Genomic DNA, 17,193 nt, shown 5'->3' on the forward strand with positions numbered 1-17,193 from the left:
ACTAGACCCTCTCCAGCACCCGCTTAACCTGCATGGCCGTCCATTGGCCGCCACGCGATGTCGCCACCTGCATGTCATTAAGCGCTCCGGCGATACTGGCGAGGGTTCGGCCTGACTGGCGCAAGGGGCCGATGATCTGCATGACCTTCCGGGCCTCTGCCGCCGCCTTCTCCTGAATGGCAGCATTGCGCTTCATGGTGGCGTCCCGGAGCCCTCCAAGCTGCCTCCCCTTCTCCTTGGCGATGGCGAGAGCGGCCTTGGTGCGCTTGGAGATGAAGTCGCGCTCCTGCTCCGCCAGCGCTGCGTAGATATGAAGCTGGAAGTTATCCGCGAAGGGCATGGAGGCGACCCGGAGCCGCACCCGCTTGTCGTCCATGATGCCAGCGATGAAGGACACCTTGCGGCTCAAGCGGTCCAGCTTGGCGATGAGAAGCTCCGCGCCAGTCTCCCGCACCAGCTTCAGGGCAGCGGCCAATTGCGGGCGGTCATCACTCTTGCCTGAGAGGATGTCCCGAAACTCCCCGATTACCTCCCAAGGCTCCTCTGAGAAGTTAGTGAGGAAGATTTCTATGTCTCTACGCTGCGCCTCCAGACCAAGGCCGCTCTTTCCTTGATCCTCGGTGCTCACTCGCGTGTAGATGACATAGCGTTTCATGGCGCGGCTTCCCTTCATGTGCCTTGCTGATGATTCTCCTTCGCTAATTATCTAATGTCAACGTTGGTTGTGGATGTTATTTCGCGGCAGGGAAGCGCCGAGGGGGTGCCCGGCAAGCCGCCAGCGGGCCGAACCCTCACGCAAAGACCACGGGGGCACCCCCCACCCACCCACCGGGGGGAAAGCTGTCAATTGCCACGTATGTTCGAGAATTCGCGTGAGGCACCCGTGGGGCAATCCGGGAGGCTGGATAGGCGGCTCCGGGGGGCGGGTGGCGGAGGGTCAGTCGTCCAGTTGGACCACGATACGAATGGGCGGCTCCTCGCCTTCCACAACATCGCGACCATGGTTCGGGTGATAGCCGGCGGCGATCTCCGCCACCTCACGCGCCCTAACGGCCTCCTCCTCGGTGTCGAACCGACCAAGCTCCATCTTTACGCCGTCCACGGTGATCCTGGCGCGTAGCTTCTTGCTGCCCGGCAACCGATCAATTCCCAACGGAAGAAGGCGACCATTGCAGCGGCGCCCCAAGTTCTGCCGGTTCTCCGAGGACGTGACAGGACGAAGGTTCTTCCATCGGTTGTCGTCGCGGCGATGGTTGATGTGGTCCAATTCCGTCTCCGGCCATGCCCCCGTCTGCATTAACCACGCGAGGCGGTGCTCGGGGTAGCGGCGGCCGAAGATGCGAACTCCCCGGTATCCCGTGTCCGTTTTCAGCGTACCAGCCTGCCGCCCTGCGTACTTACTGTTCCAAGTCCGATGCTCGGCGTCAGTCGTGAACCACTTCCGGGGTCGCACCCGCCAAATCATCATGCCCGTCTCCGGGTTATACTCAAGGAACTCACGGGCAATCTCGGCGGTGACTTCGGGGGAGACCTGAGGGTTTCTCTCGTTCATTGATCCTTTATCCTTCATAGGAGCCCGGAGGAGCTTCATGGCCTCCTTCCGGGTTCTTCGCGGCATCGGCACCTCCACGTGCTACGCCTAATGGAGACTGCCGATTTACGTGATGCTCACGGGACGAGCGGCCCCGATGCCCCATCGCATGGGCGCACTTACAGGCACCGCGAGGCGGGCGCCTGAGGCGGAGACCCATTGGCAGCGATGGGAGAGAGCGGCGGGAGAGCGCGAGGCCGGCATGGGGGCGGTGCTAGAGGGGGCCGAAGGCGGGGCGGCGATGGCGGGGGCGATGGCGGGGGGCCCGATGGGATGGGCCGGCCATCCGTCGAGAGGGTGACTGAGAGGAGGAGGTGCTTGAGGTGGAGGGGATATTCATCCGCCCCCCTCCCGTCATAGAGGGATGCTTAGGGTTATCCGGTAGCTACTCAGTGACATTGAGCACTATAGACCGGCACACCTCTAGCCCCCCTCTCGGTGAAATAAGAGGTCGTTGATGGTCGAAGACCAGACCTCCACCTTGTGACCTAGAGACCCCACCTAGAGCCACCTCCCCCCATTAGTGGCCGGTTAGCAGAAATATCCCGAAGCGATGGAATTTTAACTTGTAAGTCTGCGATTCTATCGAGTAGAATGCTTCCTGCCTGATGATTGCAGCCGCGATGGTCCGGCCTTCAAGCTACAGCCAAATGGGAAGGGTCAGACGGGGCAAACGTCTGACCCTTTTCCATGTCGTCCATCACGCCGCGCCAATAGTGGGCCGCCTTACGGCCTTCTCCCGCACGGGGAGAGCCTGACCAAGTTCCCGCGCCGATACGGCCTGCATCACCTCCATGGCCTCCTCTCGGTCGGATATGCGGACCTGAAGGCCATCGTGAAGCGATTGCGTCGGAATTTCCCGTGCCTCCAGTTCCAGAAGCACCGCCATGAGAAGCCGGCTCTCATCGGCCATAAGCTCCACTCCGATGTCTGTCCCGAAGCAGCCCGCAATGGCAGGGTGCCGCCGGGCCATCGCCTCGTGCAAACGCTGGGCATTCCACCCGTGAGGCAGCGCGGCCTTAAGCTCTGGCGCCAGCCGGCGCATCTCTGTGGACCGCGAGAGGAGCGAGAGGAGCCCCAGCTTGGCGCCTTGGCGGTGCTCCTCCAGTCCGGGGATGTCATAAGCGTCGCTATTCGGGATGCCGCCTGTAACCCGGAGATACGCCAGCATGGCAAAGCAGGAGGCGAAATCGATGTCACATATTGCCTCGCCATCAATGGCAATGCGGTGCCGCTCGGTCGACTTCAGGTTCTGCCACCAGCCTCCCACCAGCCGGCCGTTGAGGTTGAACGCGGGGGTGTCCTGAGGAGAGCGAAGGAGGAACGTCCGCCGAAGGGCTACCGGCACCTGAGGCTCCCCGTCGAACGTCATGGCGGAGGCGTTGAGGAAGGCATTGAGCCGCTGGACCTCGGAGCGGAGCCGATTGGTCTCCTCCGTATCGTCATAGGGCATCAGCGCCTTGGGCATCGGGTTGTTCCCGAAGGGAGCCTCCCCGGTGCGGGCATTGAGCCAAATCGCCTCCCCGCCTCGCTCCCGGCCGATGTCCCGGAGGCGGACACCATGGCTCTCCAAGTCTGCCTTGAACGCCTCAGTGGGCTCCACCGTGGTGGCGAGCTGCTTGTAGAGATATGGGTACCGTTTCAGGACTCCTATCGTCTCCAGCGCCGCGAGCGTCTCCGCTAGGATGCGCCTCGGGTAATCCGCGCGGTCGTATCTCGTGGCCTTGGTCTTGGCGGTGGATACGCCGAGGCGGGTGGAAGGCGCCGCGTGGGGGCTGAGTGCAAGAGCCGCGAGGTTCGCCACGAGGTTGGCGACGGCAAGCTCCTTCCGGGCCAGTGCATCGCGGCGGGCGGCGCGGGTGACGGGAGCACGGGGTGCGGCGGCTGAGAGGCGGGACATGATGGTGTCGGTGAGTGCCTTCAGCGCATCCCCCTGACAGGTAAGCCAAGGGTCTATGAAGACGGACGTGAAGTCGCCTCGGCGTTCCTCCCCTGCCCCGCCAGCCGGTCGGCTTGGAGGAAAAATGGTCATGGGTCATCCTGCCTGCGGAATGGCATCGGGGTCGCTCCGGGTTGTCGGATTAGGAATGCGGAGGAGGCGCCGAACGCCTCCCCCAGTGCCGCCGCTACTTCGGCCGCAAAGCGTCCAGTATCTGTTGACTGCCGGATTGCTGCGCCTGCCGCCGCTCCCGGCTCTTCTGATAGGCGCCCATGGCCTCCTGCTGGCGCTTTCGGACCAGCGGGGAGAGGACATCAAGATTTTCCACAATCAGAGCCCTACGAGCAGCGTCGCGATATGTCTGCACCGCTTGCCCCAAATGGTACAGTCGTGTCCCCTTGATGTTGGCCGCGCCATCTTCCATATCCTGATACGCTTCAGCCCTGATGATCGGCAGCAAATGCTGTTTCAGACTACTGTATCCAGGAATATGACCCGAAAGTACTTGAAGCCTCTCATAGGCATTTTGGCCGTTCTTCAGCGTTATGTCTCTTAGGTCCAGCCCTTCAACGATGGGACTGACACGGCCAATGCTCTTTCCGGTCTCGACCATCAGGCGGTTATTCTCCGCCTCCACTAGGTCACTCTCTTGAGACGTAAGAAGACTAATCGACCTCTCGACCGGATCGCCCCAAACATCAATGGCCTTCGGCAGGGTTTCGCTGAGACCCGGAAGCCCCCGCTTCAGACTATCCACAAACCCCCTCGCCTCCCGGAGATACGGGTCGGGATTGAGCCCCCGGAGAGCCGAGGAAAGCGGTATAGCGCTGCCGGCAATGGAGGCGAGGTATCGCTCCGCCCGGTCCCCCGATGGATCGCTAAGGGCCTCAAGAGCCTGATGCATGCTCTGGAGAAACGTGCGGTCAGAGAATGCTTTGGCTAGCGTCATGGCGATAGCCCCGATGCCCTTCTCCGCGTCGGAGCCTTCAGGGTCCAGCCGCATCATCTCCACAAGGTCGGCAACGATGGACATGGTCATGCCCGCCGGGTCCACCCGTCCCATCGGAATATACTTCCGAGACCCGTCGCCACCCTCCACGACATAGGCATAAGGCTGCCATCCGGTGGCCCGCAGTTCCTTCTGGAGCGCCGGGTCGGACGGCCCGCCTCCGGTGATCCGCCCGTTCAATGCCAGCAAGGCGCTAAGGGCACTGAACGTCATCCCCAAAGCCATCTGGCCCATGGCCTGCGCCTGTTGCTCCGTACCGGAGCCGCCGAAGAAGTCCGTCTTATACTCCCGCTGGAGAAGGTTGAGGCCGGGCGTCATCTTCCAGCCGTAGCGCAAGACATTCACGGGCGTCTTCACGAACGGCATGACAAAGGTCAGCACAGGGTGACGCGCACGGGCCTGCTGGATGGTAGCGCCGAGCGTTCCCGAGAGCAGTTCCTGCTGGAAGGTGCTTACCTGCGCCTCTTGCAGCGCCCTTTGGTCCAGAGCTTGGCCAGTGGCCGGGTCGATTGCCTTCTCCAGTTCGCGACCGACGAACCGCCGAAACTCCTCCCCTTTGAGCCCCTTGGCGTTCGCCTCCACGGCGGCCCCCGCCTGAACATATGCCCGGTAGCGGAGCGTCTTGAAGAACTCATCCGCCGCCCCGAGGGTGCGCGTAGGGAGACCGACGATGTTCCGATAGTTCGCCGCCATCCATGCGTTTTGGGCGAGGTCTAGAACGCCGTTGACCGGCTTCCACGGCAAGGGCTGTTGAGCCGTCCGCACCGACGTGCCGCCCTGGAACGTCTCGGTGTTGTGTGGCGAGAGGATAGAGTCGCCGCGCACGAAGGCGTCTTTCATAGCCGTCCAGGCATCGCCAAGGGACGACGCCGTATATGCGTATTCTCGGATGGCCTGCGACCGCAGAGCGTTCCCGCCCCGCTTCGATCCTACCGCGAGAGACCCGAGCAGCTTTTCGGTCGGTCGCCCGGCCAGCATGTAAAGGTTTGAAGCGATGTTCACCACATGGGTCGGCCAGAGCCACAAGAGCGAGTTGGTGAGAGAATACGCCGCCTCATCCATCACGCGTGTGAGGAAGGAAGGGTCAGCAATTCGCATCAGTTGCTGGGGGTCTCCCTTGGTCTGGTAAATCAGGTCCGCGAGCTTCTCCGGGTCCACTGCCTTGATCTTCTGAACGTCCTCCGGGCTGAACTGGAATTGTCCCCGCATGCGACGCAGCGCCCGGCCGGCATTGGACGACATGGAGCGGGCGGACGCCAGTAGGTCCGCCGATGCGGAGAGACGTGCCTTAAGCTCCCCCGTGGCCCGAACCGTATCGGCCTCCATGCCGTTGCGGATGCGGAAAGCGAGGTCATAGGTGTCCTGAAACATGCGATTGGCGAGCAAATAGCCGGCCTCCATGTTCGCCACCATTTCCCCGGCCGCGTTGCCGGCCTTAGTGATCTGCCCCATCAGCATAGCCGGGTCTTCCCCGAACATATCAGCGCGGGCTTGGACCATGGAGGACACCCGAGCGTCCGAGAGAATGTCTCCGCCCTTGGCGATATCCATCTGGCTCTTGAGGACCCGCGCCGAAGTCTCCATGAACGTCATCACCTCGTCGGTGCCCCGCAGCTTCTGCCACGGCAGGGAGGTGGTGGAGCGTAGCGCGACCTGCCCAGCCTCGGCGGCGGCCTCACGCGATCCGTACCGCTTGATGGCGGAAAGCTCCGCATCGGTAGACTTCAGGATAGCGCCGAGGGCCTCGTCGGTGACCTCGCCCCTCGCCATCGCCTGCGCGGCTTCGTCCGCCGAGATAGCAGAGGGCGATGCGGCAGAGCCGGGCGTGGCCGGAACCTCGTCAGCGGCACGAACCGCGCCGGGCGTGAGGTTGTCGTTAGCGGGTCCAGTCTCCGGGAGCTTGGCGGCATCTATCTGTTCGTTCTGATTGGCGGCCTTCGGCGGCATAGCCCCCGGCTCGTCCCCTGTGCGCACCCCGATGTCCGCCTGCCGTCCGGCTCCAAGCGGCTCCCCGCCCGTGTCGTTGGCTGGAGCGCCTAGATTCATCGCCGGGGTATTGTCATTCACGCTCGGCGGTGTGGCCTCCTCGGTGACGCGAGCGCCGGGGGAGTATGGTGCATCCACGTCCACCGCCGGGCTCACCTCCTCCGGCTCCATGGCTTGCGCTATGCCTTCGGGCTCGCCTCGGCGGAGGAGCTTGAAGGCTTTCACCGCCCCGATCAGCGCGAGGTCGATACCGAGCCCCTCGACGGCGTTCTTGAAGCGCCCTTCGGCCGCGCTGTCCGTAGGGTCGGAGGCGAGATAGGCGGTTACGGGGTTCCGCAGCGCGGGCACTGACTGGATAAGGTCGGACAGCCGTTGCTCGTGCGGGTCCATCACGAGACCCGTGGCGACGGCCGCCTTGCCCATCTCGAAGGCCGTCTTGGACTTCTGGAGAACCTTCAGCGGCGCAGCGATTTTGCCCACGCCGACCATCCCCGTGACAAACTGCGAGACGCCCATGGCGGCAGCATTGACCGGGCTGGCATTGGAGAGTTCCTTCGCTCGCCCCTCAAAGGACCGCCGGAAAGCCCACTTGTCTTCCTCCGCCGGCTCCCCAACGAAGAAATCCTTCGTCTCCAGAGCGGCCTTGCCAATGCCCGCGCCCATGGAGCGCCAAACCGCCTCCGCCCCATTCAGGGCACGCACGACGGCATACGGTTGTTTTGGCGCAGTGGTCTCTGGTGCTGTCGCGGTGGAGGGAGAGGAAGCGGGCGGCGCCGCGTTCGCGGGGGATGTCGCCGGGGCTGCATCAGGCTCCGCTTTGTCTACCGCGTCGATGGCCTGCTGGAAGATATCGTCGTCGTTCATCGTGTCTCCCCTGGAGAAAGACAAAGCGCTCCCGCTCCCGACCCATGGCAGGCCGAAGGGGAGAGGCTTCGTGGTGATGGGTGTGCGGGTGGATGCGCCCGGCCGACGTCAACGGCCGCTAGAGAGCGGCCCGAAAGGACAAAGCGGACAGCGGCTTAGCCATAGTGGCCGCTTCAGTATGGGTCTCGCACGGGTGCCGTGGGTGGCCGACGGGGTGCATTGGAGTGGCCGCGCGAGGTGCATCGGGGGAACCGGGCGGTGGCACTGATTCAGTCTCTCGCGGGCATCCCCAATGTCGCCGCATCGGGGCTCGCGCATGAGGTCAGCGTTATGCTGATTTCAAGAAGGCGCCTAATTCTCCGCGACTGCCTAGTTTCAGGCGAAAAAGTATTGCGCCGTAGATACTTGAGGCAGGATCGACCTTCGGCAATACGGGCGGCCATGGCGGACGGCCCGGCCTCCCCCATGTGGATACCGAGGGAGCACCACCATGGAGCAGCGCGGAGCGGTCCCGCCCCCTCTTGGTCGCCGAGGGAGTACGGCCATGGAGCAGAAACAGGCCTCCTCGCCATGCCTCTCGGCGTGCCCTCATGGCGCCCCACGCAACCTGCGCCGCTGCCGCCCTTCAAGAGGGCGCCTAATTGGCGAACGAGCCGCCGGGTCCACGTCGTTCGGGGTTCTAGAAGAAGGGTAACTCCGACAATCAGCCCGGAGGCCAGCGTTGTGCTGGTTTCAAGAAGAAGCCTAATTGGCCGCGACCTCTCCGACACTGGCGCTGTCCTGCCTTCAAGAGGGAGGGTAACTCCAGAGACATTTGGCGGACTGTGCTGAGGCCGGCTTCAAGGGGGCACCTAACTGGTCATGTGCGGCATGCCCCAATCGGCACCATCCCGCCCGCCCATCCCACTGGCTCGCGACATCCTGAGCCATTCCGGCCGGTACGCCCTTCAAGAAGGAGGGAATTAAATCTCGATGGACCGCACCTAAGTTGGTGAAGGGCAAAATCGGGTTTGGCCGTCCGCCCTTTCAAGAAGGGACCTAATTGGCAGCACGCATATCTCGCTCTAAAGAAGACGCCTATTGCTGCGGAGATGCAGCGCTCTGGTAGGCGACTTCAAGAGGGATAGAATTTCGCGCCCTGCCGGCGCTTCCGACCGTCTCTGTTTCAAGTGTAAGCCTAACTCCGCCGGCGGTTGGTCCTGCCCCTACGCCTCGGCGTCCGCTTGCGGGAGCCATCCGGCCATGTTCCGGCCTTCGCGCCAGTCGGCCAAGAAGGTGGCAACCTCCCATCCCTCCACATGCCGGAGCGCGAAGTCGATGGCCTCGGCGTCGTTCATCGGGAGGGAGGGCGTAGCGGCGGCAGTGGGAGACGTGGTGGCGGTGTTCATGCGCAATCTCCTAGTTCGCATTGCGCCCGCCATTATGGTGACGCCGGGTTGTGCCGCAACAACTTTAAACTCTGCATATGCGTAGCGTCGGCAGAGAAGGCGAGGAGCCGCTGCGCTACAGATATGTGTAACAATCGCTGGACGGGCCCGCTTGAAAGCCTTATATTTCAACGATTATCGTGCGTCGCCGCTCGGTCCTCTCCTGGGCACCATTTGACCGTCCGAGACCGTCCGGAGACCACCGAAAAGCCGCTGAAACCAAAGTGTTTTGGCGGCTTTTTCGTTTTGGGGCTGACGCCACCCGTTGGCATCCAACGCTTGTTCTGGCGCATTCGCCGGCGGCGGCAATGTCAACACAAACTGAATGCCGACACCCATGGCACCTTCGCGATGCGCCGGGCGGCGATTTCATTAGCCAAGCGCGCGCCGCAGAAAGGCCAGAACCTCGGGGGGCATCTGGGTAACGTTGAAGCGCACGAAATCCGCCGCCGTGCGGCTGACGCTGAAGACATTGCCCGGCGCGAGGACGATGCCTTCCCGCAGCCCGCGCTGCGCCAGTTCGGACGCATCGGTGGCACGCGGTAGCCGGCACCAAAGATAGAAGCCGCCCCGGGGCTGCGTCCACGGATGCACGTCGCATGTGGCCAGTGCGGCGATGGCCTCGCGGCGGCGGCGCGTCAGCCGGCCCTGAAGGCTGCCGAGATGACGGTAATAGCTACCGTCGCTGAGGGTGCGGAACACAAGTTCGGCGGCAAGCGGGCTCGGGCCGCCAAAGCCCGTGGCCAATTGCAGGTCGACCAGTGCCTCGGCGAGGTCCGGCCGGGCGGCGATGTAGCCGCAGCGGATCGACGCCGAGAGCGTCTTGGAGAAGCTGCCGACGCGGATCACCCGGTTCAGCCCGTCGAGGGCGGCCAGGCGCACCGAGCGTTCCGGCTCGAAATCGGCGAAGATCTCGTCCTCGACGATGGTGAGGTCATGAGCGGCGGCCGCGGCGAGAAGCTGATGGGCGGTGCGCGGCGACAGGCTGGCGCCCGTGGGATTATGCAGCGCGGCATTGGTGAGATAGAGGCGCGGCCGGTGGAGGGCGAGCGCCTCCTCGAACCGGGCGATGTCGGGACCGGAAGGTGTATAGGTTACGCCGACAATGCGCACCGCATGTGCCTGAAGCAGCGCGCGAAAATTGAAATAGCAGGGGTCGTCCACCAGCACCGCATCGCCCGGCCGCAGCAGATGGCGGCAGATGAGGTCGATGGCCTGCGTGCCGGAACTGGTCAGCAACAGGTTCTCGGGACTGGCTTCGATTCCCTCGGCGGCGAAAGGGCGGGCCAGCAGCCGGCGCAGAGCCGGTGAGCCGCGGGTGGAGCCGTATTCCACCAGTGTGGCATCCGCCGTCTTCGCCGCCGCGCGCAGCGCACGGCGGATGGCGGCGAGCGGCATCCAGTCGGGCGGGAGCCAGCCGCAGCCGGGCCGGAGCATCTCCCTTCCGGCATCCAGCGATTGCCGGGAGACCCAGAAAGGATCGACGGCGCGGTCGAGCGGCGCGTGCGTATCGCCTGCCCGCCCGGGCGGGGCGCCGGCCGCGACATAAAACCCCGATCCGGCGCGGGGGCGGATCAGCCCCTCGGCGGCGAGACGGTCATAGGCCTCGACCACGGTGGAGGGCGAAACCGCCTTCTCCCGCGCCAGCTTGCGGATGGAGGGCAGCTTGTCCCCCGGCAGCAGGGACTGGGTGGCGATCAGGCGCCGGATCGCCAGCACCACCGTTTCCGTGCGCCCGGCGGACGGAGCCGATGGAACCTCGGGCGGCATCAACTGTATGGCTCCGTATGCCCTCACTGTTCGGCTCCATCATACGGAACCGTGGCTGTCAGCGCCATCCTTCCGCGCTTAGGAGGAGAGCTGTCGAGAAAAGGAGCCTGATGTGGCGCGGGGATGGTGGAGCGGACTGATCGGCGTGATCATCTTCAGCGGCTCGCTGCCGGCGACGCGCATCGCCGTCAGCGGCTTCACGCCGCTGTTCCTCACCTCTGCGCGCGCCGTCATCGCCGCACTGCTGGGCGCCGGCCTGCTGCTCCTGCTGCCGCAGAAGCGGCCCGCACGCGCAGATATCGGGCCGCTGACGGTGGTGGCGGCCGGGGTGGTGATCGGGTTTCCGCTGCTTACCGCCCTGGCACTGGAACACATCACCGCCGCGCGCTCCATCGTCTTCATCGGGCTGCTGCCGCTGGCGACAGCGCTGTTCGGCGTGCTGCGCGGCGGCGAGCGGCCGAAGCCGGCCTTCTGGCTGTTCTCCGTCGTCGGGGCAGCCACCGTCGCCGGCTTCGCGCTGGGCAATGGGGTGCCGAGCTCGGTTGTCGGCGACCTGCTCATGGTCGGGGCGGTGCTGCTGTGCGGGCTCGGCTATGCCGAGGGGGCCCGGCTGTCGCGCCGTCTCGGCGGCTGGCAGGTGATTTCCTGGGCGCTGTTGCTGGCGTTGCCGCTGATGCTGGCCGTGGCGGTGGCAACGCGGCCGGAAACGCTGGCGCCGGTGACCGCCGCCGCCTGGGCGGGCCTCGCCTATGTCTCGGTGTTCAGCATGCTGGTCGGATTCGTCTTCTGGTATCGCGGGCTGGCGCTGGGCGGCATCGCGGCGGTGGGCCAGCTGCAGCTGCTTCAGCCCTTCTTCGGGCTGGCTTTGGCGGCGTTCTTGGTGGGCGAGCAGGTCTCGTCCACCATGATCGCGGCGACGCTGCTCGTTGTGCTGTGCGTGGCGGGCGCGCGGCGCTTCGCCTGAGGCGGCAATGCCTAACGCCTTGCCTTTACTCCAGTTTTTCGCCGGGATAGACGCCCCAGAGGCGCTCCTGCTCGATGAAACCATCGAAGCCATTGTCGAAGAAGCGGCACCATTTGCCGTCGCAATGTTCGACCTTGCCGAGAACACCGGCTTCCAGCCGGGCGCGGACGGGCGATTTGGCGGAGGGCTCGGCATAGAGGGAGACCTCTTCGCCCGCCTTCCACGGATTGACCAGCGCGGTGCGCCGGCCCGACAGCATGGAATGGTACACCCACCCCTCGGCCCCGTCGGAATCGCGGATACGTCGCCAGGTCTCAAATTCGGCCGTGATTTCAACGGGTAGACCGGCGCGGGTGAACACCCAGGCGACGCCATGGTCGCGGGTGGGGCCGGAGCGGACATTCACCTTGTCGGCTTTGAGGCTGACGAAACGCGGCACGGGCAGGCCGCTGGTACGCCCCACCGGCCCCGCCGCGTCGGCCGGCGCGGCGTCCTTCGCCCCCTCCTGCGCCGCCTCCTGCGCCATGACCGGTGAGTGCAGTGAGGTGGACAGTGAGGCCAGACCGGCCAGCACGGCAATCGTCATCGGCAGCTTCGTTCGGCCTCGAAGCTTGTTGTCACGCATCGTCTCAATCATCCTTCGCCATCGGGCGGCGCTGTCGCGCAGCGCGACCGTGGAAACACGCCTGCACCGCCAATCGGTGCATTTTTGTGTTTCCCGGACCTGTCTGCTAAGGAACGGCTCGCCCGGTTTTGGCGCGAGTGTGGGGCCCGTAGCGTTAACGGGAGCTTGACCGCACGGTGATTTGTACGGGGAGCAACATGGCCCGCAGGAAGCCGCTGGTCGTCGTGACGCGCAAGCTGCCCGACAAGATCGAAACCCGCATGCGCGAATTGTTCGATGCGCGGCTCAATGTCGACGACGTGCCGATGAGCCCGGCCGCGCTCGCCGAGGCCGTCGCCACCGCCGATGTGCTGGTGCCGGCCATTTGCGACCGCATCGACGCCCGTGTCATCGAGGCGGCCGGGCCGAACCTCAAGCTGATCGCCAATTTCGGCAATGGCGTCGATCATATCGATGTCACCGCCGCCACGGAGCGCGGCATCACCATCACCAACACGCCCGGCGTCCTTACCGAGGACACCGCCGACATGACCATGGCGCTGATTCTCGCCGTGCCGCGCCGGCTCACCGAGGGGGCCGCGCTCATCACCAGCGATGACGGCGCTTGGCCCGGCTGGTCGCCGACCTGGATGCTCGGCCACCGCATCTGGGGCAAGCGGCTCGGCATCATCGGCATGGGCCGCATCGGCCAGGCGGTGGCGCGCCGCGCCCGCGCCTTCGGCCTGCAGATCCACTACCACAACCGCCGCCCCCTCCCCGCGCAGATCGAGGAGGAGCTGGAGGCGACCTATTGGGACAGCCTCGACCAGATGCTGGCGCGGATGGACATTCTCTCCATCAACTGCCCGCACACGCCGGCCACCTTCCACCTGCTCTCCGCCCGCCGGCTGAAGCTGGTGCGGCGCGACGCCTATATCGTCAACACCGCGCGCGGCGAGGTGATCGACGAGCATGCGCTGATCCGCATGATCGAGCAGGGCGAGATCGCCGGCGCCGGGCTCGACGTGTTCGAGCGCGAGCCGGCGGTGAGCCCGAAGCTGCTCAAGCTCGCCCGCGCGGGCAAGGTGGTGCTGCTGCCGCATATGGGCTCGGCCACGGTGGAGGCCCGCGTCGACACCGGCGAGAAGGTGATCGTCAACATCAAGGCGTTCATGGACGGCCACCGCCCGCCAGACCGGGTGCTGCCGGCGATGCTGTAGGGCGGGGGCGGGCGCGTTCCCCGGACACGCCGCACCCCGCGCGGCGCTGATCCGGGGCCGAGGAGAGGCCTCGCGCCAGCGCAATCGGCTTTCACCCCTCGCATCTGCGTGCTTCGAGGCGCGCTGCGCGCGCACCTCAGCATGACGGGATTGGCCGGGTCGGCTCGATCGTCATCCCGGACGGCCGAAGGCCCATCCGGGATCGCGCCGAATGATCGCACGCCCTCAACAACCCGATCCCGGCTCTCGCGCCGCTCGGCCGGGATGACGCCAGCCTGAAGCCATGCGGGAAGCGCCGCTTCAGCGCCTATGCGCCGCCCCCGACAGATCGCGACGCCTTCGCATGTCTATTCACCGAGCATTTCTCGGGGGATAAGGACGACATAAACGGGGATGAGGCGCGGCAATGACGACTCAAACACTGAGACTGACGGTTCGGAGCCGAAAGGATGTTTCCCCAAAGACCGTAGAGCTTTATTTCGAGTTCGATGGAGAATATTTCCCGCAATTGGGCTGGATGGATATCGAAGACACGCCCCTGTCGTGGAGTCAGGGGCTAGACAAATATGGATCCCTCGGAACCTTATCCTTTCTGGATGGCCCCTTTGCGTTCGATGTTCAGGAGAATAATGGCGAATACTTATTCAGTTTTTTCGATAAAAATTTCAATAACGTAAATATCATATCAACTCAACACACTACAACCAAGGCCGATTACGAAATTTTCCGAGCTTCACTCAAGACATTCATAAGAGAGCACAAGAAACGCTAGTTGCACGCGCCTCTGGGCGCTTCGCGACCATCGCGCGCCGCTGCCACGATGAGTGTGTGCGAACACCCTGTCCGGCAACGCATGTCCGTTCCTCGCCGGCGCCGCCTCAGAGCCTGTACGAAAATTCGATAGTCGGATGGGGAACTGGCACTTAACTGTCCATCAGCTCTTTTCGGGCTCGTTGCCACTCCTCCCAGCAATTTTCGGGATCGATATCGAGGTAACCTCGTGCTTCATCGATCTTCCGGGCAACGTCGGGCGGAACAGCAACCGCTTCACAATTGTCGCGGATTTCGATCACCTCTTCCTCAGTCAAAGGGCTTCCCTTGGTTCGCTCCCGGCTGATTAGAGTGGAGACAAGACTGGGAATTGGATAGATAATGAGATATTCGTCCTTGCTCATGGAACATCCTTCAAAGCGGTGAATAATCTTGGCGCGAAGGCGGCTGTAGGGCCCTGAGCAAACAGCCCGCTTCTGTGAAAACAGCGAGGCTGAATTCAGAGGGGCGATCTCGCCCGCCCATGCAATACCTGAGAATAGTAGTAATATTCAGAGCAAAGGCAACCTCATACCCGATCTCTCTGCTCAATAGCGCGACGATAGAGAACGCCCCCTTTGCCTAACGTCAACTTCAGTTCGGCAACCGATGACATAGCTCTCCCGCAGATGGCCACTCTCCGCTCGGCCGGGATGACGCCCCCTCGACGTCATGCAGTGAGCGGCGCTTCAGCGCCTATGCCCTGACAGATCCTTGATCGTCGGGTTCTCCCCGGTCAGCGGGTTGTCCGGGTCCCAGCCATAGCTCAGCGTCTCGAAGCGCATGGTGAGGGTGTCGATCATCAGCAGCCGCCCGACCAGCCCCTCGCCGAAGCCGACCACGGCGCGCGCCGCTTCCAGCGCCACCAGCGTGCCGGCCACCCCGGCCACCGCGCCGAGAATGCCGGCCTCGGCGCAGCTGGGCACCAGGCCGGCCGGCGGCGGCTCCGGGAACAGGCAGCGATAGGTCGGGTTCGGCGTGCCGTCCGGCCCCTTCTCATGCGGGCGCAGCGTCGTCACCGTGGCATCAAAACGCCCCAGCGCGGCGGAGACGAGCGGCCGGCCCGCCAGCGCGCAGGCATCCGAGACGAGATAGCGGGTGGAAAAATTATCCGAGCCGTCGATCACCACATCGGCCTTGCCCACCAGCGCCAGCGCGTTTTCCGCCGTCAGCCGCGCCGTGATCCCCTCGAACCCCACATGCGGGTTGAGCGCGGCGATGAACGCGCCCGCGCTCTCGGTCTTGCGCCGGCCGATGGCCTGGGTCGTGTGGATGACCTGACGCTGCAAATTCGACAGCGATACCTCGTCATCGTCGATGACCGTGAGATGGCCGACCCCGGCGGCGGCGAGATACATCAGCGCCGGCGCGCCGAGACCACCCGCGCCCACGACCAGCATCCGCGCCTTTTTCAGCTTCTGCTGGCCCGGCCCACCGATTTCGGCCAGCACGAGATGGCGGGCATAGCGCTCCACCTCCTCGGGGGAGAACAAAGGCGCGCGCGGCGGGGCAGAGGCGGCGGGTGTGTCGGTCATGGCCGAGCTATATAACAACCCGCCGCCCACCCGCCACACTCTGCGTGGCGAGGAAGCATTGGCCGGGCGGCGATTAGCGGCTATCTCCCCGCCATGACCCCGGACCATGACGCACTCTTCGCCGCCGCCGCCCGCCACGCCGAGACGCTGACCCGCGCGCGGCTGGTGCTCTATGCCGGCGCCAACCTGCCCTCCCCGGACGTGCTGGCGGCGTTTGCGCCGGGCCTCGGCGCCATGCCCTCCATGGGCCCGAGCTTCGACAAGGAGCAGCCCGGCACCGAGATCGTCTCGCAGTTCGAGGTGGCCATCCGGGCGGAAGCCTGCGCGCTGTTCGGCGCCGTCTGGGCCGAGCCGCGCCTGCCGAGCGCCACCCTGTGCAATCTCGCTGTCTTTCACGCCTTCGCTCGCCCGGGCGATGTGATGCTGGCGCCTGACAAGGCGCAGGGCGGGCATCTGAGCCAGCGGCGCGGCGGCACGCCAGAGCTTGCCGGACTCATCTGCGAGGAACTGCCCTTCGATGCCGCCGGCCTGTGCCTCGACGCGACAGGCGCCGCGCGGCTGGTGGAGGCGCGGCGGCCGCGCCTCGTGATGCTCGGGCGCAGCGTGATGGTTCGGGCGGACGACATCGCCCCCGTGGTGGCGGCGGCGCGCGCGGTGGGGGCGACGACGGTGTTCGACGCCTCGCATGTCGCCGGGCTGATCGCGGGCGGCACCTACCCCAACCCGCTGGCGGCGGGGGTCGATGTGCTGGTCACCTCGACCTACAAGACCCTGCCGGGCCTGCCGCACGGGCTTATCCTCGGCCGCGATCCGGCGCAGGGCGAGGCGCTGGCGCGGCTGCTCGATGCCCGCTTCCTCGCCAATTATAACGCCGCCCTGCTGCCGCCGCTGCTGCGCCTGCTCACCGACATGCGCGCCGGGGCGGCGGATTATGCCGGGCGCGTGGTGGCCAACACCGCCGCCCTCGCGCAGGCCTGCCGCGCGCGCGGCCTGCCGGTGATCGCGCCGGAGGCGGGCCATACGCACCAGATGCTGATCCCTGTCGCGCCCTCGGCCGAACCGCGCGCGCTGGTGGCGGCACTGGCGGAGGTCGGCATCATTGTCGGCCTGTGCCCCGACATCACCCGGCCGGGGCGCAGCGCGCTGCGGGTCGGCACGCAGTTTCTCGCCACGCTGGGGCTCGATGCGGCGGACATGGCTTTGGTCGCCGACCTCCTCGCCGCTGCGCTGCGGGCGGACACGGCGGGCGTGGAGCTTAATCCCGCCGGCGTAGCGGCCCTGCCCGCGCGGATCGAGTCGCTGCTCGCCGGCGCGCGCGCGGCCTAGGCGGCGGCTCTCCCTGCGGCCCCCGCCCTCGTCGCCTGGCACCCGGAGCTCAGACACGCATTAATCCAGCTTGGGGCACGGCGCTGCTCAGCTTGCGCATTCACCACCTGGCCGCCTACCCTTGGCAAGGGAAGCGTGGCCGGTGTCG

The 17,193-nt window shown here is 65.2% G+C and carries 12 protein-coding genes; 3 read left to right on the top strand and 9 right to left on the bottom strand.

Annotated features, from left to right (window positions below):
- Window position 1: 1 nt before the first annotated feature.
- The 6 genes from K9D25_RS01605 to K9D25_RS01630 all read right to left on the bottom strand — a co-directional run bounded on the left by K9D25_RS01605 (window position 2) and on the right by K9D25_RS01630 (window position 10,586).
- The gene (locus tag K9D25_RS01605) at window positions 2-655 is read right to left on the bottom strand and encodes a recombinase family protein (RefSeq protein ID WP_244378617.1); all 654 of its coding nucleotides are present in this window, start codon (window positions 653-655) and stop codon (window positions 2-4) included.
- Window positions 656-937: 282 nt separating this feature from the next.
- Window positions 938-1,552 carry an HNH endonuclease signature motif containing protein gene (locus tag K9D25_RS01610; RefSeq protein WP_244378620.1) on the bottom strand — a complete coding sequence of 205 codons (615 nt, stop codon included), beginning with the start codon at window positions 1,550-1,552 and terminating at the stop codon, window positions 938-940.
- Between the two features lie 739 nt (window positions 1,553-2,291).
- On the bottom strand, window positions 2,292-3,623 hold the full coding sequence (locus K9D25_RS01615) for a hypothetical protein (RefSeq protein WP_244378622.1): 1,332 nt from the start codon (window positions 3,621-3,623) through the stop codon (window positions 2,292-2,294).
- Window positions 3,624-3,717: 94 nt separating this feature from the next.
- Window positions 3,718-7,389, bottom strand: a complete 3,672-nt coding sequence (locus tag K9D25_RS01620; protein WP_244378624.1) for a hypothetical protein — start codon at window positions 7,387-7,389, stop codon at window positions 3,718-3,720.
- A 1,205-nt stretch (window positions 7,390-8,594) separates the two neighbouring features.
- Window positions 8,595-8,777, bottom strand: coding sequence for a hypothetical protein (locus tag K9D25_RS01625; protein WP_244378626.1), 183 nt, complete (start codon window positions 8,775-8,777; stop codon window positions 8,595-8,597).
- Window positions 8,778-9,188: 411 nt separating this feature from the next.
- Window positions 9,189-10,586 carry a PLP-dependent aminotransferase family protein gene (locus K9D25_RS01630; protein WP_244378628.1) on the bottom strand — a complete coding sequence of 466 codons (1,398 nt, stop codon included), beginning with the start codon at window positions 10,584-10,586 and terminating at the stop codon, window positions 9,189-9,191.
- Between the two features lie 112 nt (window positions 10,587-10,698).
- Here K9D25_RS01630 and K9D25_RS01635 point away from each other — a divergent pair, with 112 nt between their 5' ends.
- Window positions 10,699-11,550 carry a DMT family transporter gene (locus K9D25_RS01635; protein WP_244378630.1) on the top strand — a complete coding sequence of 284 codons (852 nt, stop codon included), beginning with the start codon at window positions 10,699-10,701 and terminating at the stop codon, window positions 11,548-11,550.
- Window positions 11,551-11,575: 25 nt separating this feature from the next.
- On the opposite strand, the gene K9D25_RS01640 is transcribed toward K9D25_RS01635, so the two are convergent.
- A complete protein-coding gene (locus K9D25_RS01640; RefSeq protein WP_244450762.1) occupies window positions 11,576-12,076 on the bottom strand; it encodes an SH3 domain-containing protein in 501 nt (166 codons plus the stop codon).
- A 296-nt stretch (window positions 12,077-12,372) separates the two neighbouring features.
- On the opposite strand from K9D25_RS01640, the gene K9D25_RS01645 reads away from it, so the two are divergent.
- Entirely contained in the window at window positions 12,373-13,374 is a 1,002-nt protein-coding gene (locus tag K9D25_RS01645) for a 2-hydroxyacid dehydrogenase (protein WP_244378632.1), read from the top strand.
- 923 nt (window positions 13,375-14,297) lie between these two features.
- On the opposite strand, the gene K9D25_RS01650 is transcribed toward K9D25_RS01645, so the two are convergent.
- Entirely contained in the window at window positions 14,298-14,549 is a 252-nt protein-coding gene (locus K9D25_RS01650; RefSeq protein WP_244378634.1) for a hypothetical protein, read from the bottom strand.
- Window positions 14,550-14,873: 324 nt separating this feature from the next.
- A complete protein-coding gene (locus K9D25_RS01655; RefSeq protein ID WP_432207906.1) occupies window positions 14,874-15,719 on the bottom strand; it encodes a HesA/MoeB/ThiF family protein in 846 nt (281 codons plus the stop codon).
- A 93-nt stretch (window positions 15,720-15,812) separates the two neighbouring features.
- On the opposite strand from K9D25_RS01655, the gene K9D25_RS01660 reads away from it, so the two are divergent.
- Window positions 15,813-17,045 carry a glycine hydroxymethyltransferase gene (locus tag K9D25_RS01660; RefSeq protein ID WP_244378636.1) on the top strand — a complete coding sequence of 411 codons (1,233 nt, stop codon included), beginning with the start codon at window positions 15,813-15,815 and terminating at the stop codon, window positions 17,043-17,045.
- Window positions 17,046-17,193 lie beyond the last annotated feature (148 nt).

It is taken from the genome of Ancylobacter polymorphus, from assembly GCF_022836935.1.
Lineage (GTDB): Bacteria > Pseudomonadota > Alphaproteobacteria > Rhizobiales > Xanthobacteraceae > Ancylobacter > Ancylobacter polymorphus_A.